Here is a 22,230-nt window from a genome sequence, read left to right on the forward strand (position 1 = left end):
GTCCGTTACTGCAACCGGATGGCGGCGGCCGTCTGCCGCGCCTGTGCCGCTTCAGCCGTCTCGCCGGACAGGTCGAGCGCATCGGCGTAGCGCAGCCAGCTATAGCGGCTGTGCGGCCTGATCTGGCTGCGTTGCGCCAGCAGCAGCCTAGCCAGCGGCGCGCGCCCGGCGCCCAGCGCGGCCTCAATGACGATCTGGTGGAAGATATCGCGCTGGGCGTGGCTGGCGCCGATTGCCTGCCAGTCATGGCGCAGCGGCAGCATCAGCGCCAGCGCGCGGTCGAAGCGCTTTTCGGCAAAAGCCAGGATCGCCTCCGAGATCGGCGCGGTCAGCGGCCCGGCGACCAGGGCGGCGCTGTTACCGCCCGGTGCTGCCCCGAAGGCGCGCAGCGAGGCCAGCAGCGTCTCGGCATCTGCCTTGCGGCCGGATTTCGCCAGCGCGATCATGAAATGCGTGTCGGTGAAGGCCAGCACATGGTCGTTCAGCCGCTTCGCCGCCACATCGCCCAGCAAGTCCCAGCGATTGCCGACATCGACGCCGCAGAATTCCAGCCGCAGCAGCAGCGAGGCGGCGTTCTGCACATCGAGGTAGAAGCCGTTCTCATCCACCTCCACCTCGGCATCGTACAGCGCCAGCACGCGGTCATATTCCCCGGCCTCCAGTGGGAACAGCGCGGTGTGCCACCAGATATGGTCCTTGAACGGGTTGCGGTCGCCCCAGCTTCCGGCTGGTTGGCTGAGCCAGGCCATGCCGTCCTTCAGCCGCCCCTGCATTTCCAGCACATGGGCCACGGCGTGAACCGACCACAGATCCTCCGGGTTGATCTCCACCGCCCGGCGGCCGACGCGCTCGGCCTCGGCATAGTCGCCGCTTTCCTCCAGCCCGAAGGACAGCATGCCCAGCACATTGCCGTAGCCCGGCATGTCCTCGTCCCAGGCCGGCAGTACGCCCGCCGGCAAGTCGCGCAGCGCCGCCGAGCGGCCGAGCCAGAAGCTGGCGAAATGATGCAGCCGCAGGGCCAGCACATCGGTGGGGTATTCGGCCAGCAACTGCTCCCACACCGCGCAGGCAGTCGCCGTGTCGCCCGCCGCCCAGGCCTCCAGTGCCGCCAGATGCAGCCGCTCGCGCGGGGTGATCGACGCCGCCCCGGCTTGGGCCCCGGCCTGGGCCTGCGCCAGCGCCTTGCGCGCCGCCGGCACTGTGGCGTTGGAGCCGATCAGCAGCATGAAATAGCCGCGCAGGATCAACCCCATGACGAAGCCCGGATCGGCCGCCAGCGCTTGCTTCAGCTTTTCGCCGCCGGACAGCCGGTATTCCAGATAGTCCTGGATCGCGCCATTGAAGGCGGCGGCCGCCTCGGCGCTGTCGGTGGTCAGGGCAAGGCCCCGTTCGTCCTGCTGCATTGCGATTCCTCGATTGCGCTTCTTGTTCGCAAGGGTGACCGCCCGCAGGCCGGGCTGTCCAGATATTTCAGGCGGTTAAGGTTGGCCTTGTCCCGGCTGGCCAGGGGTAGGGCCGGAAATCGAATTGTCGCCTTTACCGTATTCCCTCATGCTTGCACGAAACGGAGAAGCTGATGTTCGACGGGTTCGAGGAAGCCAGGGCGAGGGTGCCCGATGCCGAAATCCATTACCGGATCGGCGGCAGCGGGCCGCCCTTGCTGCTGCTGCACGGCTACCCGCAGACGCATCATATCTGGCACAAGGTTGCGCCCATGCTGGCGGAACGGTTCACGCTGGTGATGCCGGATCTGCGCGGCTATGGCCGCAGCCGGGGGCCGGCGCCCGACGCGGCGCATCTGCATTATTCCAAGCGGGCGATGGCGGCCGACATGGTTGCGCTGATGAGCGGCCTGGGGTTCAAGCGTTTCGGCCTTGCCGGGCATGACCGGGGCGGTCGTGTCGGCTACCGGCTGTGCCTGGATCATCCGCAGCGGGTGACGCGCTTCTGCCCCATCGACATCATCCCGACGCTGGATGCCTGGGAACGGATGGACGCCGACAAGGCGATCTCGACCTATCACTGGCAGTTCCTGGCGGTGCCTGCCCCGGTGCCGGAAAAGCTGATCGGAGCCGACCCGGATTTCTATTACAGCCATCTGCTGGATCGCTGGGCGGGGTATCGCGACCGGCTCGCCCCGGAAGCGGTGGCCGACTATCTGACGCAGTTCCACGATCCGGCCGTCATCGCCGCGACCTGCGCGGATTATCGCGCCGGAGCCTCGGTTGACCGCCGACACGATGCCGAGGACCGCGCCGCCGGCCGCGGGATCGTCTGCCCGGTGCTGGTGCTGTGGGGACGCGGTTACCTGGCGTCGAAGGCTGCCTCCCCGTCCGCGATCTGGCGCGACTGGGCCACGGAAGTCAGCGAGGTGGCGTTGGATTGCGGCCATTTCGTCGTCGAGGAGGAGCCGGAGAAGGCTGCCGCAGCGTTGGGCGAATTCTTCGCCTGACCGACCAATTCATGGCATCGTCCAAATGGGCCTGGCGCGTCGTTTCCGCTATTGTCGCCGGATCGTCAACCGGGAGCCAGGCCCATGTCGATTGTCACCAGCGTCGAGCAGTTGAACGCCCTGTATGGCGTGCCGTCGGATGCCTCCACGGTGAAGGAGGTGGACTGGATCACGCCGGACTACCGGGTCTTCATCGAGGCGTCGCCTTTCGTGGCGCTGGCGACCAGTGGGCCGGAAGGGCTGGATTGCTCGCCGCGCGGCGACAAGCCGGGATTCGTGCGCATCGCCGACGAACGCACGCTGATGATGCCCGACCGGCGCGGCAATAACCGCGTCGATTCGCTGAGCAACATCGTGCGCGACCCCCGCGTCGGGTTGCTGTTCCTGATTCCCGGTTCCGGCACCACGCTGCGGGTGAACGGGCGCGCGCAGCTCTCCATCGACGCCGATCTCTGCGCTAGCTTCGCGGTGGAGGAGAAAGCGCCCCGTTCGGTTATCGTCATCGCCGTCGAAACGGTCTATTTCCAGTGCGCCCGCGCCATCGCGCGCTCGGAGCTATGGAACCCGGAACGCCATGTCGATCCCGCAAACCTGCCGACGCCTGGCCGGATATTGGCGGCGCTCAGCGAGCAACGGGTCGGCGGCGAGGCTTATGACAAGGAATGGCCGACCCGGGCAAAGGCCAGCATGTGGTGATCAGTTCCGCATCTGCCGGGCCAGATCGCGCTCGATCAGATCGATATTCTTCAGGTTGGCCTTCCAGAACAGGTCGAATGCGTCGCCCAGCGCCGGTACCGCGCCAACCGTGACGTCGATGGCGACATTGCGCGCCATGCGCACCAGCGTGCGGCGGCTGACACCCATGCGGTAGGCTTCAAGCACGATATAGGCGGAAACCAAGCCGGTCGACACGTCGCCGACGCCGGGGATCAGCCCGACCAGCGAATCCAGGCCGAAACGCAGCGGCGTGCCGGGAATGCCGAAGCGCGCATCAAGCAGCCCGGCGATTCGCCGCAACCGGGCCAGCCGCTCCAGGCGGGTCGGCGCCCGCCTGAAGCCATCCGCGCCGCTATCGTAGCGCTCGGTCATTTCTTCGCGATGACCCAGACAGCATGCACGATGCCGGGGATGTAGCCCAGGATCGTCAGAATGATATTGATCCAGAAATGCTTGCCGATGCCGACCTGCAGGAACACGCCCAGCGGCGGCAGCAGAATGGCGATGATGATGCGGATGAGATCCATCTTCGTGTCGTTCCTTTTGCTCGTTTGCTTTCTTAAACGTCTCGGCCCCTGCTTTGATCCATCGGAGCCTCATGGGAGACATTTATGCATAACCATTTCTTAATGGATGGGGGCGCATAGAGCGGTCACAAGACAAATAATAGGGACCGACAATGTTTCTCAGGGGTATCCGTATAACCAATCTGCTGACCGGCCTGTTCGGTCTGCTGCTCGCCTTCCTGGTGGCTTTCTGCGCCAGCCAGATGATCGACGCCGTGTTCGAACAGCGCCAGGCCCAGCGCATGCTGACCGGCGCGGACGCAACGCGTGACGTTTTCACCGCCCTTCAGAATACCCGGCTTGAACGCGGCCCGGTAACCAGCGCCCTGCGTGCCGACGGACCGGCCTCTAGCGGCTTGCTGACCTCCATCGACAAGGTGCGCGGCCTGTCGGCCCCGGCCTCCGAGGCGGTTATCGAAGCCTGCGGCAAGGTGGATTGCGGGAAGGTCTCGGCATCGTCGCTGCGCGCCGCGCTGGATACGCTGGCCGGTCTGCGCAAGGAAGTCGATGCCGGGTTGCGCGCCGGCCTTGCCAACCGCCGCGCCGGCCTGGCCGACGATTGGCAGAAGAACGCGACCGTGATGGTCGATCTGCTGGAAGGCATCTCCGAGCATTTCGGGACCCAGATGCGCCTGGCCGACCCGGCCGGCGCGGAATTGATCGCCATCAAGGACGCCGCCTACCTGACCCGCGACGCGGTCGGGCTGGAGCGAGTCATCGTCGGCGACGCCATCGACGCCGGCAGCGTTACCGCCGACCAGCGGGCGAAGATGCTGGTCTATCGCGGCCAGGCGACCGCCGGCTGGTCCCAGGTTCAAAGCCTGACGGCGCGCGACGGCATGGAACCGCGGATCCTGTCGGCTTTGGCGGTGGCGAAGAAAAGCTTCATCGATACGCTGATCCCGGCGCGCGACCAGATCGACCAGGCGCTGGCGGCCGGCAAGCCATCCGCCGTCTCCAAGGCGGATTGGTCGCGCCTCAGCGTCGGCACGTTGGATGATATGGTCGGCCTCTCGACCTCTGCGCTCGATGTGCTGGCCGACCATGCGGCGAACCGCAACCAGGCGGCACAGATCAAGCTGGCGATCAATGCCGGCCTGCTGCTGCTGGCGCTGGCCATCGGCGCCGCCGGCCTTATGCTGGTACGCGGCCGGGTAACCCGGCCGATGGCCGGCATCACCCAGGCCATGCTGCGGGTCGCCGAGGGCGATCTTGAGGGCGAGATTCCCTATCGGGACCGCAAGGACGAAATCGGCGATCTGGCCGGCACGCTGGTGGTGTTCCGCGACAATGCGGAAGCCCGCCGGCGGATGGAGGCCGCTACCGCCGAGGAGCAGCGCAAGCGCGCTGAGCGCCAGCAAGCCGTCGAGGCCATGCTGGTGAGCTTCGACCGCAACGTCTCCGGCGTGCTGGAGGCCGTGGCCGCCGCTGCGACGGAGCTGGAGCGCACCGCCCAGAGCATGACCGATATCGCCCAGGTCGCCAGCGCGCAGGCGCAGGCCACCTCCGGTGCGGCACAGCAGACCTCGGCCAATGTGCAGACCGTGGCGGCGGCGACCGATGAGATGGCCGCCTCCACGGCGGAGATCGCGCGGCAGGTCGAGGAAAGCGCCAAGGTTGCCCGCCAGGCCTCCTCCGAGGCCGAGCAGACGGGCGGCATCGTGGAGAATCTATCCAACTCCGCCCGGCGCATCGGCGAGGTGGTGAATCTGATCAACGACATCGCCGAGCAGACCAATCTCCTGGCCTTGAACGCCACCATCGAGGCGGCGCGCGCCGGGGAAGCCGGCAAGGGTTTCGCGGTCGTGGCGTCGGAGGTGAAGAATCTGGCCAACCAGACCGCCAAGGCGACCGAGGATATCGTCGGCCAGATCGACGCCATGCAGGCAGCGACCAATTCGACGGTGCAGGCCATCGCTTCCATCGCCGCCGTGATCGCCCAGATAAACGAAATCTCCTCCACCATCTCGGCCGCCGTCGAGGAGCAGAACGCGACCACGACGGAGATCGCCCGTAATGTCCAGGAGGCGGCTTCGGCCACCGAGGGCGTGACCGGCAATATCGAGAAGGTCAGCGACGCCGCCGAGCAGACGGGCGCTGCCGGCACCCAGGTGCTGGGGGCTGCGCAGGAGCTTTCGGAAAAGTCGGAGCAGATGCGCCGCGAGATCGAGGCCTTCCTGGCCGATATCCGCGCCGCCTGATCGCGCTGGCGAAACGCCGGTCCCGTGATTTCTGCGGGACCGGCGTTGCCGTTTCCGCGACGATGATGCGCCGGCGAAGTCGCTATGGCATTCTACGTTCCGAATTTGGAACGGTGAGCCATGCAGGATCTGAACGACCTCTCCTATTTCGCGGCCGTGGTCGCCCATGGCGGCTTCGCGCCGGCCGGGCGGGCGCTGAAGGAGCCGAAATCGAAGCTGTCGCGCCGCGTCGCCCAGCTGGAGGCCAGCCTGGGTGTGCGGCTGATCGAGCGCTCGACCCGGCGCTTTCGCGTGACCGAGGTCGGCCAGGCCTTCTATGAACGCTGCCGCACCATCATGCTGGAGGTGGAGCAGGCCGAGGCCGTCGCCGCCGAGGCCCAGGGCGAGCCGCGCGGGCTGGTGCGCGTCAGCTGCCCGCCGGGACTGCTGGAATCGATCACCGGCATCTTTAGCGCCTATCTGCGGCGCTATCCCAAGGTGACGCTGCAATTGCTGGCGACCAACCGGCGGATCAACCTGATCGACGAGCGCGTCGATATCGCCTTTCGCGTCCGCTCCACGCTGGACAGCGATGCCGGCCTGACCATGCGCCGGCTGACCACCAGCCGGCAGATACTGGTCGCCAGCCCGGAGATCGCCGCCCGCGCCACCGACATGGCTCAGCTGGGCGCGCCGGGCGGGGTGCCGACGCTGAGCTACAATGAGGCGGCGCTGCACGATAGCTGGGTGCTGGCCAACGCTGCCGGCGAGACGCGCACGCTGAACCACGATCCGCGCTTCGTGTGCAGCGATTTCGGCGCCATGCGCGACGCCGCCGTGGCCGGGCTGGGGGTGACGCTGATGCCGAACCATTCGTGCTGGCCCTGGTTACAGAGCGGCGCTTTGGTGCAGGTCTTCCCGGAATGGTCGGCCCCGGAGGGCATCGTGCATCTGGTCTTCACCACAAAGCGCGGCCTGCCGCCGGCGGTGCGCGCGCTGATCGACCATATCGCCGAGGGCTTCCGCAGCGAGCGCCATGCCGCCCGCGAGGCCGGCGTGCCCGACCTGGCCCCACACCCGGCGCATGTGCATCCGCCGACGCCCCGGCCAAAGGATCTGGCCGCGAAAGATCTGGCGAACGACTGATGAGCGCTGAAACCGAAATGCAGGACGATTTGGACGAAGGGGAGGACGATGCCGCCGCCCTGCCGGCCGGCCTGAAGAACTACATCACGCCCGAGGGGCTGGAGCGGCTGAAGGCGGAGCTGAAGGATCTGCGCCAGATCGAGCGGCCGAAAGTGGTGGAGGTGGTGTCCTGGGCTGCCGGCAATGGCGACCGGTCGGAGAATGGCGATTATATCTATGGCAAGAAGCGGCTGCGCGAGATCGACCGCCGGCTGCGCTTCCTGGCCAAGCGCATCGAGATCGCGGTGCCGGTCGACCCGGCCTTGCAGACCAACCGCGACCAGGTGTTCTTCGGCGCCACCGTCACCTATTGCGACAGCCGGGACGCCGAACGCACGGTGCGCATCGTCGGCATCGACGAGGTCGATCACGACAAGGGCGAGATCAGCTGGATATCGCCGGTTGCCCGCGCCCTGCTGAAGGCCCGCATCGGCGATCTGGTGAAGCTGCGCACCCCGGCGGGGATGGAGGAGCTGGAGGTGCTGGCGATACGCTACGGGGCAGGGTGATCCCATTCCAGCCCCAGCTTCTCGGCCAGGCGGGCGGCGTTGGCGGGGGCGCGGACCTTCACGTCATTGTCGAAGTAAATGAAGACGTCATGGCCGGATTTGCGCGGTTTGCGCGCCGTCGTCACCCGTTCCGCGTCGCGCGGCTCCGAGCCCCGGGCCCAGCTGCCGGCCCGGCTGGCCCAGCGTTCCAGCGCTTCCTCGTCATAGCCGCTGACATACAGCTCCTTCGAGCCATGCAGCCGGCAATAGACGAAATCGGCGGTAACATCCATCAGCCGCGGCCAGTCCACCGTGTCGGCGCAGACCAGCGCCACCTTGTATCGGCGCAGCAGATCGATGAAGGCGGGGTCGCGGAAGCTCTCATGCCGGATTTCGACGGCGTGGCGCAGCGGCCGCGCGCCATCGGGGTCGAGCCAGGCGCGGCCCTGCATCCGCGCATCGTGCCGCCGGGCCAGCGCGGCCGCTTCGTCGGTGTCGTGCGGCAGCAGCGCCAGAAATGTCTCGAACAGATCGCGGTCGAACCGCAGGCTGGGCGGAAACTGCCACAGGATCGGCCCCAGTTTCGAACCCAGCCGCAACAGGCCGGAGGCGAGGAAATTCGCCAGCGGCGTCTCGATCTCGCGCAGCCGCCTGGTGTGGGTGATGTAGCGTGACGCCTTCACCGCGAAGACGAACCCTTCCGGCGTCTCGTCGCGCCAGCGCGCGAAGCTGTCGGGCTTTTGCAGGCCGTAAAAGGTGCCGTTGATCTCGATGCTGGAAAACCGGCTCGCCGCATAGGCCAGCTCCCGCCGCTGCACCAGCCCCTTGGGATAGAAGCCGCCCCGCCAGGGCGGATAAGTCCAGCCGGATATGCCGATGCGGATGGTGGCGGTGGATGACATGCGGTTCTCCTGAATGCAAAGGAAGAACCTGATGCCGCCACGCTGGTTCCACGCGACGGCGCGCTATTGAAGCCGATGATTGCCTGGCCGCGGCGAAAGCCGGCCCATCGAGCTTATTTGGGGGGATTTGCTCTCCTCCAGGCCGCCCGCCCTGAAAGTCCGTCGGCGCTTCTTGAGCGCCATGATGAACTTGAGGAAAAAGTCGGAACGGGAGTAGTCGGATTTGAGGTCAACGTGCCGCCGCAGGACGTCCCTCAATTCTCCACGAGATACTTTTTGGATTATCAGAAGCGACGGCACTAAAAATCGACTTTTCGATAGGCCACTGCCTGAAAGCGAAATCATACGACTAACTGATTGGCTAGCTAGGGGAAACGAACTGGTCCTTGCTGAATATAGGCCACGCTGCAGAGCTTCCCGCTATCCACTGGCGGCAACGTAACCTCGACAAACTCGGGCCAGACCAGCGTTCCACCTTGGTCGAATCGCTGCGATCTTCCCTTGAACGGCGAGCATAAAAATAGCCGCTCCTCAGCCTTGATGACCGAAAAGCGGTCGCGCTGATCGCTGAGAGACGGACGACAGCTATCCAATCTGTGCGTCCGAGAGCGGCACGTCCGCTCACGGCCACTTCTTGTTAGAATGGATATTTATCAATATCTTAACCTTGAATCCGGCATGAGGATAAGCTGCCCTCCGTTTTGCTTGTCTGCAGGATGCTCTCCCAAAAAAAAGAATGACAGCAGGACCGCCATACCTCTAAAGATCGACTAAAGGCGCCTCCATAAGAAGGCGCTGTAATGGGAGAAAAAGCGTGGCGGATTACATTCTCCAGGCCGAGGGCCTGACCAAGCAATTCAGCGGATTCACAGCTGTTTCCAATGTGTCCCTGTCCCTGGAGCGGGGCACGATCCATGCCCTGATCGGGCCGAACGGTGCGGGCAAGACGACCTGTTTCAACCTGTTGACCAAGTTCTTGAAGCCCAGCGCCGGCGAGATTCGGCTGAACGGGCGGGACATCACCGGCCTGTCGCCGGATGCGGTGGCTCGGCTCGGCATGGTGCGCTCCTTCCAGATATCGGCGGTGTTCCCGCAGCTCACCGTGCTGGAAAATGTGCGGCTCGCCGTGCAGCGCCGACGCGGTGGCTCCTTCGACTTCTGGCGCAGCAAGGGCTTGCTGCGCGATCTGGAGCCGCGTGCGATGGAACTGGTCGAGGCTGTCGGGCTGGGGGATGTGGCCGGCGTCACGGCTGAAGCGCTGTCCTATGGGCGCAAGCGCGCGCTGGAATTGGCAACCACCCTGGCGCTGGACCCGGAGATCATGCTGCTGGACGAGCCGATGGCCGGGATGGGGCATGAGGATATCGGGCGCATCACCGATTTGATCCGTACCGCGGCGCAGGGGCGCACAGTGCTGCTGGTCGAGCATAATCTGAACGTGGTGGCTAATCTGTGCGACCGCATAACAGTGCTGATGCGGGGCGAAATCCTGGCTGAAGGCGACTACGCCACGGTGTCCAAGGATCCGCGCGTCATCGAGGCCTATATCGGGGGTGCCGGCCATGCATGAAACCTTGCTCGAAACCCGCAATCTGCAAGCCTGGTACGGCCAGAGCCATGTGCTGCACGGTGTGGACATCACGGTGCGCAGCGGCGAGGTGGTCACGTTGTTGGGTCGTAACGGTGCAGGCAAATCCACTACGCTGAAGTCGATCATGGGCATGGTCCCCAAGCGCTCCGGCTCGATCCGCTTCGAGGAGAGCGAGACTATCGACCTCGCGTCGCACCGGATCGCCCGGCTGGGCATTGCCTATTGTCCGGAGGATCGCGGTATCTACGCCACGCTGAATGTGGAGGAGAACCTTCAGCTTCCGCCGGTGACCCGCCCCGGCGGCATGAGCGTGGAGGCAACGCTCGACTTGTTTCCTAATTTGCGCGAGCGGCTGAAAAGTCCGGGTATGAAGCTGTCCGGCGGCGAACAGCAGATGCTGGCGATCGGCCGCGCCCTGATGAGCCGGCCGCGCCTGCTGCTGCTCGACGAGCCGACCGAGGGGCTGGCGCCCGTGGTCGTGCAGCAAATCGGCGGCATCATCCGGCGGCTGAAATCGGAAGGCTTCACCATTTTGATGGTGGAGCAGAATGCCCGTTTTGCCGCGACCGTCGCCGACCGGCATTACGTCATGGAGCGCGGCCGGATCGTCGACGCCCTGAACAATGCCGATATCGAGCAGAATTTTGACCGCGTGGTCGCGCTGCTAGGCGTCTGATTCGCGGTCCGATTGCCGGCGCGTGCGGAAATGCGATGGCCGGAACCCGGTCATCCGCTTGAAGGTGTTGGAAAAGGCGAAGGGGTTGTTGTAGCCGACCCCGAGCGCGATTTCCTCGATCTTGGTCTGCGTCGTGGCGAGCTGGTGCGCGGCATGCTGGATGCGCAGATATGTCAGTTGCTGCATCGGGCTGCGCCCCAGGCTGGCCTGGCACAGGCGGCGCAGATGCTCGCCGCTGATATTGGCCAGACTGGCCAGGTCGCCGGCGGTCCACGGCCTGTCCAAATCCTGCTGCACGCTTTCCCACACTGACCGCAGCCGGTCCTCGCGCTGGAGCGGCTCCGCGAACCGGGTGATGTAATGCTCGATCAGGTCGATCCACAGCATGGCCGATCCTGAATCGGCCCGGGTCTCCACCTCGCGGTAAAGCCCTAGAATCGCGTGCCGCAACGGCTCTGCATCGAAGCGCGCCATCACCGGGGCGATGAATCCAATGGCCGAGCGCGGCGAACTCGGCATGTAGCGCACCCAGCAATATTGCCAGCGCCGCGAGGGGATGGCGTGAAAGGCATGCAGCACATGGGCGGGTGCCAGCGATACCATGCCGGCGCGGTGCGGCCGCCAACGGCCGTCCAGCAGGATACGCCCCTCACCGCCCAAAGTAGCATGGACATAGGTACCGGTGAGACGGGTTCTAACGATGCGGTATGGAGGGGCGGCATCGCCGACCCCGACATGGGAAATCTGCCGGCTCGCCAAGGCGTTACAGTCCTGGGCGCGTACAATAAGCTGCCGTGTATCTTCTCCGACGATGTGTGTTTCAGATAGGTTCTTGTGCAAACCAGCCATGGATCGCCGTTCTGTTCTGCCGGTAAAGTGGAAAGCAATAAATAAGAGCAAACGCTAACACTGGGAGAGAAACATGCGAAATAGTCTTCGATTGATGGCGGCTGCGTCCATGCTGGCATTTGGGGCCAGCGCGGCATCGGCCCAGATATCCAACGATGTGGTGCGTATCGGCGTTCTGGCGGATATGTCGGGCATCTATAGCGACCTGTCCGGCAAGGGCGCGGTCGAGGCGGTGAAGATGGCGGCCGAGGATTTCGGCGGCACCGTCCTGGGCAAGAAGATCGACGTGGTCTTCGCCGATCATCTGAACAAGGCGGATGTCGGCGCGGCCAAGGCGCGCGAATGGTTCGACACCGGCGGCGTGGACCTGATCAACGACCTCGCCAATTCCGGCGTGGCCCGTGCGGTTGCGGCGGTGGCCAAGGAGAAGAAGCGCCATATCGTCGTCAATGGCGCGTCCAACATGGGCATCACCAACGAACTGTGCTCGCCCTATGCCATTCATTATGCCTACGACGCCTATTCGCTGGCGCACGGCACCGGCAAGGCAGTGGTGGAACAGGGCGGCAAGACCTGGTTCTTCCTGACCGTCGATTTTGCCTTCGGCATCGGCCAGGAGGAGCAGGTTTCCAAGGTGGTGCGCGCCAATGGCGGACGGGTGGCCGGTGCAGCGCGCCATCCTCTGGCGACCACGGACTTCTCCTCCTATGTGCTGCAGGCTCAGGCCTCGAAGGCGGAGATTATCGGCATTGCCTCAACCGGTGCCGACGCGGTGAACGCGATCCGTGCGGCCGCCGAATTCGGCGCGACGAAGAACCAGAAGCTGGCCGCCCTGCTGCTCTGGATCGAGGATGTCCACGCCCTTGGCCTGCCGGCCGCGCAGGGGCTGTTGCTGACCAATGCCTGGTATTGGGACATGAATGACGAGACCCGCGCTTTCGCCAAGCGTTTCTTCGAGCGGGTCGGCAAGATGCCGAACATGGCGCAGGCAGCCGATTATTCCTCGACCATGTTCTATCTGAACGCGGTCAAAGCGGCCGGCACCGACGAGCCGGACGCGGTCTCCAAGAAGATGCGCGAGATGACGGTCAGCGACATGTTCACCAAGCAGGGCACGGTTCGCGCCGATGGCCGCTTCGTCCATGACATGTATCTTTGGCAGGTGAAGACCCCGGCGGAATCGAAGGCGCCCTGGGATTATCTGAAGCTGGCGGCGACGATCCCGGCGGAACAGGCCTTCCAGCCGCTCTCCGATAGCAAATGCGAGTTGGTCAAGAAATGATCGGTGCGACACCGGGCTGGCGTTACCTGCCAGCCCGGGACGTTTGCACGCTCGCCGAAGGCCGGCCTGCATCATGGCCGGCCTTCGGGCGGGACGAATGGATCGTCGGACGGAGACCGACCGGCTAATGGATATTTTTGGCATTCCGCACCAGGCCCTGCTGGGCCAGGTCATGCTCGGCCTCGTCAATGGCGCCTTCTATGCAGTGCTCAGCCTGGGGCTGGCGATTATCTTCGGCCTGCTGCGCATCGTGAATTTCGCTCACGGCGCCTTCTTCATGCTGGGCGCGTTCGTGGCCTTCCTGATCGGCCGCTATTTCGGCATCGGCTACTGGCCGGCGATGATAATGGGACCGCTGGTCGTCGGGCTGCTCGGCATTCTGTTCGAGCGTTTCGCTCTGCGCCGCTTGTACAAACTGGACCCGCTTTACGGCCTGTTCCTCACCTTCGGCCTGGTCCTGGTGCTGGAGGGCGGTTTCCGGGTGGCGATGGGATCGTCCGGACATCCCTTTGCCACCCCCGATTCCCTGCGCGGCGTTGTCAATCTGGGCTTCATGGTTCTGCCGGTCTATCGCGCTTTCGTCATCCTGGTGGCGGTCGTGGTCTGCGCCGGCACCTGGATCATCATCGAAAAGACGCGGATGGGGGCGTATCTGCGCGCCGCCACCGAGCGGCCTGACCTGACCCAGGCCTTCGGCATCAATGTACCGATCCTACTGACGCTTACCTACGGTGCCGGCGTGGCGTTGGCCGGTTTCGCGGGCGTGCTGGCAGCCCCCATCCAGCATGTGAACCCGTCCATGGGCTCCGACCTCGTCATCATCGTCTTCGCCATCGTCGTCATTGGCGGCTTGGGCTCCGTCCTTGGCTCGGCGCTGACCGGGCTTGGCCTCGGCGTGATAGAGGGGCTGGCAAAGGTCTATTACTCCGAGGCTTCTTCGACGGTCGTCTTCCTGGTGATGGCGCTGGTTCTGCTGCTGCGGCCATCCGGCCTGTTCGGGAGGGAGGAAAATTGATGTTCTCCCCTGCCCTGAAACGGGGCCTTCTTGTCGTGCTGCTGGCCGCCTTGCTAATCGCGCCCCTCATGCCGCACCTCATCTATCCGATCTTCCTGATGAAGATGATGTGCTTCGCGCTGTTCGCCTGCGCGTTCAACCTGCTGCTCGGTCATGCCGGCATTGTGTCCTTTGGCCATGCCGCTTTCTTCGGCGGCTCGGCCTACATCACCGGCTACGCCTTGCGCGACATGGGATGGTCGACGGAACTGGCGATCCTGGCCGGCGCGCTGTTCGCCGCGATCCTGGGCATCGTCATCGGCGCGCTGGCCATTCGCCGCCAGGGCATCTATCTGGCGATGATCACCCTGGCGCTGGCGCAGATGGTCTATTTCACCTTTCTCCAGGCGCCCTTCACGGGTGCGGAGGACGGCATGCAGCCAATCCCGCGCGGCAGCCTGCTGGGGTTCATCGACCTGTCCAGCGACACCAGGCTCTACTATCTCGTGCTAGCCTGCGTGGCGGGCGGCCTGTGGCTGGTCAATCGCATCGTGAACTCCCCTTTCGGCGAGGTGCTGCGCGCCATTCGCGAGCATGAGCCCCGCGCCCGGTCCATGGGCTATGCCGTCGATCGCTACAAGATCGTCGCCTTCGCACTCTCGGCCGGCCTGTCGGGATTGGCCGGGTCGCTGAAATGCGTGGTCTTCCGGCTGGCATCGCTGACCGATGTGCATTGGCACATGTCCGGTGACGTCATTCTGATGACGCTGCTGGGCGGTATGAACTCCGTCTTCGGCCCGGCTATTGGCGCGGTTCTGATCTCCCTGCTGCGCCACTATTTCGACGCGCTGGGCGCGTGGGTCACGGTGGTGGTCGGCCTCATCTTCATGCTCTGTGTCCTGGTTTTTCGCCGCGGAATCCTGGGCGAAATCAATCATCTGCTGTCCCGGCGCCCTGCGGCCCCCCACCCCCTCAAGGAAGAACAGAATGCCCAGATTTGAACGCTCCGCCATCCTTGAACGCTTCCGGGACATGATCCGCCGCGGCGACCCCATCGTCGGCGGCGGGGCGGGCACGGGCATCTCGGCGAAATGCGAGGAAGCCGGCGGCATCGACCTCATCATCGTCTATAATTCCGGGCGCTACCGCATGGCCGGGCGGGCGTCCTCGGCCGGGCTTCTGGCCTATGGCAACGCCAACGATATCGTGCGCGAGATGGCGGTCGAAATATTGCCGGTCTGCAAGACCACGCCGGTGATCGCCGGGGTGAACGGCACCGACCCCTTCATCATCATGCCGGTCTTCCTGAAGGAGCTGAAGGAGTTGGGCTTCTCTGGCGTACAGAACTTTCCGACCGTCGGCATCATCGACGGCACCTTCCGCGTCAGCCTGGAGGAAACCGGCATCAACTTCGCTAGCGAGATCGATATGATCCGCCAGGCTCATGAGCTGGACCTGCTGACCACGCCCTATGTCTTCTCCGCCGACGAGGCAGTGGAGATGGCGAAGGCGGGGGCTGACATCATCGTGCCGCATATGGGCGTGACGACCGGCGGCAGTATCGGCGCCACCACCTCGAAGACGCTGGAGCAGTCTGTGACGCTGATCGACGAATGGGCGGAAGCCGCGCGCAGTGTGCGCCGGGATGTCATCATCATCGCCCATGGCGGGCCGATCTCCTCGCCCGAGGATGTCGACTTCGTGCTGAGGAACAGCACGCATTGCAACGGATTCTATGGCGCCAGCAGCGTCGAGCGGCTGCCCGTCGAGACCGCTATCGTAAACCACATAAAAACCTTCAAGGGCTTGACCTCATTGAAGGAAAAGGGAGGAAACTGAAAATGGCAGGGGTCTATATCAGCGCCGTGATGGATATTCCGCTCGAGGAGGCGTGGGGCGTGCTGCGCGACTTCAACGCGCTGCCGGTCTATCACCCCTTCTTCTCGAAGAGCGAGATCGAGGATGGCAAGCCCTCCGACCAGATCGGCTGCGTGCGCAATTTCTTCACCCATGAGGGCGGGCACATCCGCGAGGAGCTGTTGACCCTGTCCGACCGCGAGCATGTCTGCGCCTACCGCATCCTGGAGGCGACGCTGCCGGTGCAGAATTATGTGGCGGAGATGCGCCTGAAGCCGATCACCGAGGGCAACAAATGCTTCGGCGAATGGTGGGCCGAATATGATGTGGCGGAGGCCGATGCGGTCAGCGTCCATCAGACCGTCAGCGACACGTTCCGCTTCGCCTTCGAGGGGGCGGTGAAGGTCGCCAATTCCCGCCGCAAGGCATAACCCGCCATGGCAGCTACCGGCACGGCCCCTGGCACGGCTTATGTCGTCGGCACCTTCGATACCAAGGCGGAGGAGCTGCTCTATGTCGCCGGGCTGCTGCGTGCGGCCGGGCTTTGGGTGGTCACAATCGATGTCGGCACGAAGACCGCTTCGGCTGAGGCCGATATCAGTGCGCAGGCTGTCGCCGCCTGCCATCCCGAAGGGGCCGATGCCGTGTTCGCGGCGGGCGACCGGGGGGCGGCCGTCACCGCGATGACGGAAGCGCTGCTGGGCCTTGTCGCCACGCGGCGGGATATCGGCGGCATGATCGGCCTGGGCGGTTCCGGCGGTACCTCGATCATCGCACCTACCCTGCGGGCGCTGCCCATCGGCGTGCCGAAGCTGATGGTCTCCACCCTGGCCGCCGGCGATGTCGGCCCGTTCGTCGGGGTGCATGACATCGCCATGATGTATCCGGTCACCGACATTGCCGGGCTGAACCGGCTGTCGCGGGTGATCCTGGCAAACGCCGCTCACGCGCTTGCCGGCATGATGACGCGGCCGGTGCCGCAACCGGCGGACAGCCGCCCGGCGCTGGGCTTCAGCATGTTCGGCGTCACCACCGCCTGCATCCAGCAGCTGACCGCGCGCCTGTCTGGCGATTATGAATGCCAGGTGTTCCACGCCAACGGCCCCGGCGGTCGGGCGCTGGAGGCCATCGCCGGTTCCGGCATGCTGCAGGGCATGGTCGATATCACCACGACCGAGGCAGCGGATCATCTGCTGGGCGGCGTCTGCACGGCGGGGCCGGAGCGATTCGACATTGTTGCCCGCACCGGCATTCCCTGGGTCGGCTCCTGCGGGGCGCTGGACATGGTGAATTTCTGGGCGCCGGAGACCATCCCGGAGCGCTATCGTGGCCGGCTGTTCCACGCCCATAACGCCAATGTCACGCTGATGCGCACCAATGCCGGGGAGCTGGAGCAAATCGCAGCCTGGATCTGCGGCAAGCTGAATGCTTCGTCCGGCCCGGTCAGGCTGCTGCTGCCGGAAGGTGGCGTCTCAGCCCTCGACGCGCCTGGGCAGAAATTCCACGATACCGACGCCGATGCCGCGCTGTTCGCGGCGTTCGAGCGGCATTTCGTGGCCAGCGCGGACCACCTTCTGGTCCGCGTGCCGCACCACATCAACGATCCGGGTTTCGTCGAGGCGGCGGAACGGCATGTGCGCGAGCTGATGTGATATCCGGCGGTACCGTGAAATCATGACCTGAGTCCCGACTTGCCTCCAGATTTTGGCAGAGTTCGTCATTGCGCGGAGCCCGGACGAACCCAAGCGTCTGCCAAGGTGCTCAAGGAGTATCGTGGCAATCATACTATATGGCGGCTATTACACGGGGGCGCCCCAAACCGGACAACCCGCTCCCGGCCCCCAAGATGCTGTCAGGGTGAGCTGAAAAGCGGGAGAGTTTTGCGCAAGCCGGAGATTACTATGACAGACACCCGGATGCTCCCAGCCAGTACGGCAGGCGAACCGTCTCAGGCTGTCCTGCCGCACTGGCCTTTGGTTCAGATTGCCTGACCGCCCGAAACCTCAATGCGCTGTGCGGTGACCCAGCGGTTGCTGTCGGAAAGCAGGCTCGCGACCATCGGACCGATGTCGTCAGGCAGGCCAACACGACCGAGTGCGGTCAGCCCGGCGAACTGGGCATTCAGATCGGGGTTGTCGCGCACGACGCCCCCACCGAAATCGGTCTCGATGGCGCCGGGAGCAACGGTGTTCACCGCAATGCCGCGTGGACCAAGCTCTTTCGCCATATAGCGGGTCAGCGTTTCAACCGCGCCCTTCGCCGCGGCATAGGCAGAGAAGCCGGAATAGGTAAAACGGGTCAGGCCCGTTGAGAAATTCACGATGCGTCCGCCATCAGCGATCAGGGGCAACAACGTCTGGGTCAGGAAGAATATCCCTTTAACATGCACGTCGAACAATCCGTCGAACTGCGCCTCGGTCGTCTCGCTGATCGGGGCGAATTCGCCATGACCTGCGTTGTTGATCAGATGGTCGAAGGTGGCGCTATTCCAGACCTCGCGCAGGCTATCGCGCAAAGTGTTGGCAAAGGCGGGAAAGCTCGCGATTTTCGACACATCAAGCTGGAGGGCGACAGCCTTGCGGCCCATGGCTTCGATTTCAGCCACGACTTCACCAGCTTGGGCGACATTGCCACGATAGGCCACGATGACATCGCCACCGTGGCGAGCGATTGACAGGGCGGTGTTTCTGCCAAGGCCGCGGTTGGCGCCGGTGACCAGTGCGATTTTGCTCATGTAATCTTCCTCATATTGTTCGGATGAGCAGAAGATAGGGCTAACAGGTCTGGCAGAGTTGCCTGTTCCTCGCGTGGTTTTGCCTGTTCTTACGAAATGCGAGGGTGGGGCTTGCAAAAGAGCCGGCATTCTTGCCTGATGCTGCAATGACGTTCCCGGTTGCCTTGCCGATGCATAGTCTTTTCGACCTCGTTCGCCGTCACGCGGATGCCCATTCCGACCGATCCGGCTTCGCCCCAACGCCGTTTCGTGGTCTTGGCGCGGTACGGGCGCTCTATCCGGGCGAATTACAGGTGACGGTGCAAAAGCCGTTGATTGCAATCTGCCTTCAGGGTCGCAAACGGGTGACCATAGGCACGAACAGCTTTGACTATGGCGCGGGCGAGGCGTTGGTCATCACTGCCGATGTTCCGACCATCAGCCAGATTCTCGAAGCCAGCCCCGCTGCCCCTTATTATGCGCTGGCGCTGGAACTCGACGCACCGCTGTTGCGATCGCTGACCGTCGAGGCCGATCTGCGTCCTATCGATACCGCCCCGATCCGGGTGGAGCCGGCTGACACCGATGTGATGGATGCCGCGCTGAGATTGTTGCGGCTAATGGAACGGCCCGCCGCTTTGTCGGTTCTGGGCGAGGCGCTGCTGCGCGAGATGCATTACTGGCTGCTGACAGGGGAACACGGCGCTGCGATCCGGTCTCTTGGCAGAGCCGATACTCACGCCCATCGCATCGCCCGGGCGGTGTCGCTGATCCGTCAGAACTATGCCAGTACGTTGCGTATCGGGAATCTGGCGGCTGTGGCGGGGATGAGTGAATCTTCCTTCCATCAGCACTTCAGAGCCGTCACAACGCTCTCGCCGCTACAGTTTCAGAAGCAATTGCGACTAATCGAAGCGCGGCGGCTGATGCTCATGGATAGCCAAGGGATTGCCCATGCTGCTCATCTGGTCGGCTATGAAAGCGTGCCGCAGTTCACTCGGGATTACGCGCGCCTGTTCGGCACACCACCCGGACGTGACATTCGTGAGGCGAGACTAAGTGTATGAGTTAGCACGTCGCCTGCTTGGTCTCGCCTCAGGATTGCATCAACGCTATTGGGCTGTGAATGGCTGCAATCCGCGTGCCTCAGCCTCGCCCTACGCCCGCTCCGACATTTTCATCACCAGCTGTATTTCAGCGTCGCATAGACCGTTCGCCCGACGCCCCAATAACAGCCGGTGGCGGACAGGCAGGTCGCCACATACTCCTTGTCGAACAGATTGCTGACATCGAGCGCCAGCTGCATCCCCTTCAGCGAGGGTTTCAGCAGGCTCAGATTGTAGCGGATGCCGGCATCGACCAGGGTATAGCCGGGAACATCGTAGTTATTCGTGTTGTCCCCATAGGTCTGGCCGATATAGCGCGCGCCGGCGCCGAAGCCGAGGCCGTGCAGCGCGCCCGCTGGCATTTCGTAGTCGAGCCAGGCCCCCGCCTGATGCTCCGGCACGAAGGCTAGACGGTTGCCCTGGGTGTTGATGCCCGACGCATTGGCATTGGCGCTGGTGATCTCGCTATCCGTATAAGCGTAGGAGGCAATCAGCGACAGGCCGCCGGTCAGCTGTGCCTTGCCTTCCAGCTCCAGGCCGCGCATCCGCACTTCGCCGGTCTGGGTGTTGAAGCGGCTGTTGGACGGGTCCGGCGTCAGCACATTCTGCTGTGTCAGCTGATAGGCGGACAGGGTGATGAAGCTGCGCCCGCCCGTGGGCTGGTATTTGACGCCGATCTCGAACTGCTCGCCTTCCATCGGGTCGAACGGGCTGCCGCTGCTGTCGGTGCCGCTGGTGGGCTGGAACGAGGTGGAATAGCTGGCATAGGGCGCCAGGCCATTGTCGAAAGTATAGACCGCGCCGACCCGGCCGGTGAAGGCCCGGTCATCCTGGGCCGCGCCCGTGTTGGACGTCGCGGTCTGGGTGCGGGTGTCCGTATCGGCCCAGTCATACCGGCCGCCCAGCACCAGGGTCATCTGGTCGATCTTCATCTGGTCCTGCACGTACAGGCCAAGCTGGCGGCGTTCCTGATCAATCCGCATGGCCGTCGGCGGGCGGCTGACAGCCGTGCCATAGGTCGGATTATATGCGTTGAACGGGGGCGACAGCATGGTCAGCTGCGATTCCTCGAAAGTGCTGTCCTCGTAGGAATAGTCGAAGCCGATCAGCGTCTTGTGGGCCACGCTGCCGGTTTGGAACTCGGCGATTGCCTGATTGTCCACGGTGAGCAGCTGCGCGCTTTCCGGGAAGGCCCAGGCATAGCGGCCGAGCGCTGCAGGGTCGCAGGGCGAGGTCGCACAGAAGGCCTGCACGCGCTGGCTGTCGGTATCGACATCGCCATAGCGCAAATTCTGGCGCAGCGACCAGGTGTCGTCGATGCGATGGTCCAGCTCATAGCCGGCGAACCATTGCTCGTTGTTGAAATGGTCGTAGCCCGGCTCGCCGACAAATGTCTCACGCGGCAGCAGGCCCTGGCTGCCCGGATACAGCGTGCCGACCGCAGGCAGGGCGGGTGCGCCGCCGCCACCCGCTGCGTCAATTTCCTGATATTCACCAAAGAAGGTGATCTTGGTGTCGCGGCCCTCCTATCGTGTTCCCCTCAGGCGCGGGGATGAACCGCTGGTGCGAATGTTTTCCACTTCTACGCAGCCGTATTCTCTCACCATGAGGCTGGAGTTTCCCTCGGCCGTGCCGCCGCCCATGCCTGGTAATGCGGCGCCAGCTCTGCCGGCAAGGCCTGCTCGAATGCGGCATCGAGAGGATAATGCGGCATGGCGAGCTGTATGGCATCGAGCAGCGCCAGACCCAGCTTGCGGTCCTTGGACTTCTTCAGCGGGTTCCGGCTCGGCTTTTCCGACATCCGGAGCTTCTGCTGGGCAAGGGCGATGGGAAAATAAAGGCGAAGTAAAGACTATTATAAAATAATATGAAAAACAAAGGCTTGCGAGAAACTGGCGGAGGGGGAGGGATTCGAACCCTCGGTACGCTTGCACGCACAACGGTTTTCGAGACCGTCCCATTCAACCACTCTGGCACCCCTCCGAAGGATCGCCGTGGGACGAGCGGGTGATGTCTAGCGGCGTGCGGTCGAGATTGCAAGCGTGCGATAAACGCCGTGTTTAATCTCCGGGGGCGATGGGGCGCAAAGCGGTGGCGCGAAGCGGCGGCCTGGGGCGATTCCGGCGTTGACATCGCTTCGCCCGTAAGTATAGTCGCGCCTCCACATGGGGGGCTGCCTCCCGTGTGGCGTTCCATTGCGCGCGGGACGGCCGGTCTTTCGCGGGGAGTGCTTCCCTGATGAAGTCGGTGACTGCCGCGGGCGGCGGGAACGACCACGGAATTCATTGTAGCAGGCGGTTAGTCTCATGTTCGCAGTCATCAAGACCGGCGGTAAGCAATATAAGGTCGCCAAGGACGACGTGATCCTCGTCGAGAAGCTGATCGGCGAGGCCGGCGTTTCGGTGTCGTTCGAAGAGGTGCTCATGGTCGGCGCCGAGGGCGACCTGACCGTCGGCGCGCCGATGGTCGCCGGCGCCAGCGTGGCCGCCACGATCGTCGAGCAGACCCGCGGCGACAAGGTGATCATCTTCAAGAAGAAGCGCCGCAAGAATCATCGCCGCAAGAACGGCCATCGCCAGGATCTGACGGTCCTGCGCATCACCGACATCCTGGCCGCCGGCGGCAAGTCCAAGGCGAAGAAGGCTGCGCCTGCGGCCGAGACGAAGGAGTAA

Annotated in this window: 23 protein-coding genes and 1 tRNA gene; 15 read left to right on the top strand and 9 right to left on the bottom strand. The window is 64.1% G+C overall.

Annotated elements, in window-relative coordinates; genetic code table 11:
* Positions 1–5: 5 nt before the first annotated feature.
* A complete protein-coding gene (locus AUP43_RS09455; protein ID WP_084462686.1) occupies positions 6–1,403 on the bottom strand; it encodes a tetratricopeptide repeat protein in 1,398 nt (465 codons plus the stop codon).
* A gap of 173 nt (positions 1,404–1,576) precedes the next feature.
* On the opposite strand from AUP43_RS09455, the gene AUP43_RS09460 reads away from it, so the two are divergent.
* Together AUP43_RS09460 and AUP43_RS09465 are read left to right on the top strand one after the other, a co-directional pair.
* Positions 1,577–2,452 carry an alpha/beta hydrolase gene (locus tag AUP43_RS09460; RefSeq protein ID WP_067555722.1) on the top strand — a complete coding sequence of 292 codons (876 nt, stop codon included), beginning with the start codon at positions 1,577–1,579 and terminating at the stop codon, positions 2,450–2,452.
* A gap of 84 nt (positions 2,453–2,536) precedes the next feature.
* On the top strand, positions 2,537–3,148 hold the full coding sequence (locus tag AUP43_RS09465; protein WP_067555724.1) for a pyridoxamine 5'-phosphate oxidase family protein: 612 nt from the start codon (positions 2,537–2,539) through the stop codon (positions 3,146–3,148).
* On the opposite strand, the gene AUP43_RS09470 is transcribed toward AUP43_RS09465, so the two are convergent.
* Positions 3,149–3,541: a DUF4112 domain-containing protein gene (locus AUP43_RS09470; RefSeq protein ID WP_067555727.1), complete on the bottom strand. Its 393-nt coding sequence runs from the start codon at positions 3,539–3,541 to the stop codon at positions 3,149–3,151.
* Positions 3,538–3,696, bottom strand: a complete 159-nt coding sequence (locus AUP43_RS18640; protein WP_084462687.1) for a YqaE/Pmp3 family membrane protein — start codon at positions 3,694–3,696, stop codon at positions 3,538–3,540. Before AUP43_RS18640 ends, AUP43_RS09470 begins: the two co-directional genes overlap by 4 nt.
* A 152-nt stretch (positions 3,697–3,848) precedes the next feature.
* Between AUP43_RS18640 and AUP43_RS09475 the strand changes: the two genes are divergently transcribed.
* From AUP43_RS09475 to greB, 3 genes are all read left to right on the top strand, one after another.
* Entirely contained in the window at positions 3,849–5,936 is a 2,088-nt protein-coding gene (locus tag AUP43_RS09475; protein WP_067555730.1) for a methyl-accepting chemotaxis protein, read from the top strand.
* Between the two features lie 120 nt (positions 5,937–6,056).
* Positions 6,057–7,061 (top strand): LysR family transcriptional regulator, encoded by a 1,005-nt coding sequence (locus AUP43_RS09480; RefSeq protein ID WP_084462688.1) that lies wholly within the window; start codon positions 6,057–6,059, stop codon positions 7,059–7,061.
* Entirely contained in the window at positions 7,061–7,609 is a 549-nt protein-coding gene (gene greB, locus AUP43_RS09485; protein ID WP_067555733.1) for a transcription elongation factor GreB, read from the top strand. The genes AUP43_RS09480 and greB overlap by 1 nt, the downstream gene beginning before the upstream one ends.
* Here the strand turns inward: greB and AUP43_RS09490 are convergent.
* Positions 7,594–8,490, bottom strand: a complete 897-nt coding sequence (locus AUP43_RS09490) for a DUF72 domain-containing protein (protein ID WP_067555736.1) — start codon at positions 8,488–8,490, stop codon at positions 7,594–7,596. The genes greB and AUP43_RS09490 overlap by 16 nt on opposite strands.
* 814 nt (positions 8,491–9,304) lie before the next feature.
* Between AUP43_RS09490 and AUP43_RS09500 the strand changes: the two genes are divergently transcribed.
* Positions 9,305–10,060, top strand: coding sequence for an ABC transporter ATP-binding protein (locus tag AUP43_RS09500; protein ID WP_067555741.1), 756 nt, complete (start codon positions 9,305–9,307; stop codon positions 10,058–10,060).
* Positions 10,053–10,757 carry an ABC transporter ATP-binding protein gene (locus tag AUP43_RS09505; RefSeq protein ID WP_067555874.1) on the top strand — a complete coding sequence of 235 codons (705 nt, stop codon included), beginning with the start codon at positions 10,053–10,055 and terminating at the stop codon, positions 10,755–10,757. Before AUP43_RS09500 ends, AUP43_RS09505 begins: the two co-directional genes overlap by 8 nt.
* On the opposite strand, the gene AUP43_RS09510 is transcribed toward AUP43_RS09505, so the two are convergent.
* Positions 10,746–11,516, bottom strand: a complete 771-nt coding sequence (locus AUP43_RS09510; RefSeq protein ID WP_067555744.1) for a helix-turn-helix transcriptional regulator — start codon at positions 11,514–11,516, stop codon at positions 10,746–10,748. The genes AUP43_RS09505 and AUP43_RS09510 overlap by 12 nt on opposite strands.
* A 163-nt stretch (positions 11,517–11,679) precedes the next feature.
* Between AUP43_RS09510 and AUP43_RS09515 the strand changes: the two genes are divergently transcribed.
* The 6 genes from AUP43_RS09515 (at position 11,680) to AUP43_RS09540 (ending at position 17,391) form a co-directional block, all read left to right on the top strand.
* Positions 11,680–12,888, top strand: coding sequence for an ABC transporter substrate-binding protein (locus AUP43_RS09515; RefSeq protein ID WP_232314999.1), 1,209 nt, complete (start codon positions 11,680–11,682; stop codon positions 12,886–12,888).
* A 97-nt stretch (positions 12,889–12,985) separates the two neighbouring features.
* Entirely contained in the window at positions 12,986–13,903 is a 918-nt protein-coding gene (locus tag AUP43_RS09520) for a branched-chain amino acid ABC transporter permease (protein ID WP_232315001.1), read from the top strand.
* Positions 13,903–14,883 (top strand): branched-chain amino acid ABC transporter permease, encoded by a 981-nt coding sequence (locus AUP43_RS09525; protein WP_067555754.1) that lies wholly within the window; start codon positions 13,903–13,905, stop codon positions 14,881–14,883. The genes AUP43_RS09520 and AUP43_RS09525 overlap by 1 nt, the downstream gene beginning before the upstream one ends.
* Positions 14,870–15,721 (top strand): phosphoenolpyruvate hydrolase family protein, encoded by an 852-nt coding sequence (locus AUP43_RS09530; RefSeq protein ID WP_067555757.1) that lies wholly within the window; start codon positions 14,870–14,872, stop codon positions 15,719–15,721. Before AUP43_RS09525 ends, AUP43_RS09530 begins: the two co-directional genes overlap by 14 nt.
* Before the next feature lie 2 nt (positions 15,722–15,723).
* Complete coding sequence (locus AUP43_RS09535; RefSeq protein ID WP_067555760.1) at positions 15,724–16,170, top strand: SRPBCC family protein; 447 nt, start codon at positions 15,724–15,726, stop codon at positions 16,168–16,170.
* A gap of 6 nt (positions 16,171–16,176) precedes the next feature.
* Positions 16,177–17,391 carry a Tm-1-like ATP-binding domain-containing protein gene (locus tag AUP43_RS09540; protein WP_067555765.1) on the top strand — a complete coding sequence of 405 codons (1,215 nt, stop codon included), beginning with the start codon at positions 16,177–16,179 and terminating at the stop codon, positions 17,389–17,391.
* Between the two features lie 326 nt (positions 17,392–17,717).
* Here AUP43_RS09540 and AUP43_RS09545 read toward each other — a convergent pair whose 3' ends face one another.
* Positions 17,718–18,473 carry an SDR family NAD(P)-dependent oxidoreductase gene (locus AUP43_RS09545; RefSeq protein ID WP_067555768.1) on the bottom strand — a complete coding sequence of 252 codons (756 nt, stop codon included), beginning with the start codon at positions 18,471–18,473 and terminating at the stop codon, positions 17,718–17,720.
* Positions 18,474–18,619: 146 nt separating this feature from the next.
* Here AUP43_RS09545 and AUP43_RS09550 point away from each other — a divergent pair, with 146 nt between their 5' ends.
* The gene (locus AUP43_RS09550) at positions 18,620–19,519 is read left to right on the top strand and encodes an AraC family transcriptional regulator (protein ID WP_232315003.1); all 900 of its coding nucleotides are present in this window, start codon (positions 18,620–18,622) and stop codon (positions 19,517–19,519) included.
* Positions 19,520–19,632: 113 nt separating this feature from the next.
* Here the strand turns inward: AUP43_RS09550 and AUP43_RS09555 are convergent, their stop codons facing one another.
* The 3 genes from AUP43_RS09555 to AUP43_RS09565 all read right to left on the bottom strand — a co-directional run bounded on the left by AUP43_RS09555 (position 19,633) and on the right by AUP43_RS09565 (position 21,541).
* Positions 19,633–21,066, bottom strand: coding sequence for a TonB-dependent siderophore receptor (locus AUP43_RS09555; RefSeq protein WP_269746873.1), 1,434 nt, complete (start codon positions 21,064–21,066; stop codon positions 19,633–19,635).
* A gap of 92 nt (positions 21,067–21,158) precedes the next feature.
* Positions 21,159–21,359: a hypothetical protein gene (locus AUP43_RS18985; RefSeq protein WP_157089300.1), complete on the bottom strand. Its 201-nt coding sequence runs from the start codon at positions 21,357–21,359 to the stop codon at positions 21,159–21,161.
* A 92-nt stretch (positions 21,360–21,451) separates the two neighbouring features.
* A tRNA-Ser gene (locus AUP43_RS09565) sits at positions 21,452–21,541 on the bottom strand.
* 323 nt (positions 21,542–21,864) lie between these two features.
* Here AUP43_RS09565 and rplU point away from each other — a divergent pair.
* Complete coding sequence (gene rplU, locus AUP43_RS09570) at positions 21,865–22,230, top strand: 50S ribosomal protein L21 (RefSeq protein WP_067555774.1); 366 nt, start codon at positions 21,865–21,867, stop codon at positions 22,228–22,230.

The sequence above is a fragment of the Oceanibaculum pacificum genome (genome assembly GCF_001618175.1).
In the GTDB taxonomy this organism is placed as follows: domain Bacteria; phylum Pseudomonadota; class Alphaproteobacteria; order Oceanibaculales; family Oceanibaculaceae; genus Oceanibaculum; species Oceanibaculum pacificum.

Coding starts and splice junctions, on each gene's coding strand:
- AUP43_RS09455 (WP_084462686.1), bottom strand. CDS start 1,403: ATGCAGCAGGACGAACGGGGCCTTGCCCTGACCACCGACAGCGCCGAG.
- AUP43_RS09460 (WP_067555722.1), top strand. CDS start 1,577: ATGTTCGACGGGTTCGAGGAAGCCAGGGCGAGGGTGCCCGATGCCGAA.
- AUP43_RS09465 (WP_067555724.1), top strand. CDS start 2,537: ATGTCGATTGTCACCAGCGTCGAGCAGTTGAACGCCCTGTATGGCGTG.
- AUP43_RS09470 (WP_067555727.1), bottom strand. CDS start 3,541: ATGACCGAGCGCTACGATAGCGGCGCGGATGGCTTCAGGCGGGCGCCG.
- AUP43_RS18640 (WP_084462687.1), bottom strand. CDS start 3,696: ATGGATCTCATCCGCATCATCATCGCCATTCTGCTGCCGCCGCTGGGC.
- AUP43_RS09475 (WP_067555730.1), top strand. CDS start 3,849: ATGTTTCTCAGGGGTATCCGTATAACCAATCTGCTGACCGGCCTGTTC.
- AUP43_RS09480 (WP_084462688.1), top strand. CDS start 6,057: ATGCAGGATCTGAACGACCTCTCCTATTTCGCGGCCGTGGTCGCCCAT.
- greB (WP_067555733.1), top strand. CDS start 7,061: ATGAGCGCTGAAACCGAAATGCAGGACGATTTGGACGAAGGGGAGGAC.
- AUP43_RS09490 (WP_067555736.1), bottom strand. CDS start 8,490: ATGTCATCCACCGCCACCATCCGCATCGGCATATCCGGCTGGACTTAT.
- AUP43_RS09505 (WP_067555874.1), top strand. CDS start 10,053: ATGCATGAAACCTTGCTCGAAACCCGCAATCTGCAAGCCTGGTACGGC.
- AUP43_RS09515 (WP_232314999.1), top strand. CDS start 11,680: ATGCGAAATAGTCTTCGATTGATGGCGGCTGCGTCCATGCTGGCATTT.
- AUP43_RS09520 (WP_232315001.1), top strand. CDS start 12,986: ATGGATCGTCGGACGGAGACCGACCGGCTAATGGATATTTTTGGCATT.
- AUP43_RS09525 (WP_067555754.1), top strand. CDS start 13,903: ATGTTCTCCCCTGCCCTGAAACGGGGCCTTCTTGTCGTGCTGCTGGCC.
- AUP43_RS09530 (WP_067555757.1), top strand. CDS start 14,870: ATGCCCAGATTTGAACGCTCCGCCATCCTTGAACGCTTCCGGGACATG.
- AUP43_RS09535 (WP_067555760.1), top strand. CDS start 15,724: ATGGCAGGGGTCTATATCAGCGCCGTGATGGATATTCCGCTCGAGGAG.
- AUP43_RS09540 (WP_067555765.1), top strand. CDS start 16,177: ATGGCAGCTACCGGCACGGCCCCTGGCACGGCTTATGTCGTCGGCACC.
- AUP43_RS09545 (WP_067555768.1), bottom strand. CDS start 18,473: ATGAGCAAAATCGCACTGGTCACCGGCGCCAACCGCGGCCTTGGCAGA.
- AUP43_RS09550 (WP_232315003.1), top strand. CDS start 18,620: ATGACGTTCCCGGTTGCCTTGCCGATGCATAGTCTTTTCGACCTCGTT.
- AUP43_RS18985 (WP_157089300.1), bottom strand. CDS start 21,359: ATGTCGGAAAAGCCGAGCCGGAACCCGCTGAAGAAGTCCAAGGACCGC.
- rplU (WP_067555774.1), top strand. CDS start 21,865: ATGTTCGCAGTCATCAAGACCGGCGGTAAGCAATATAAGGTCGCCAAG.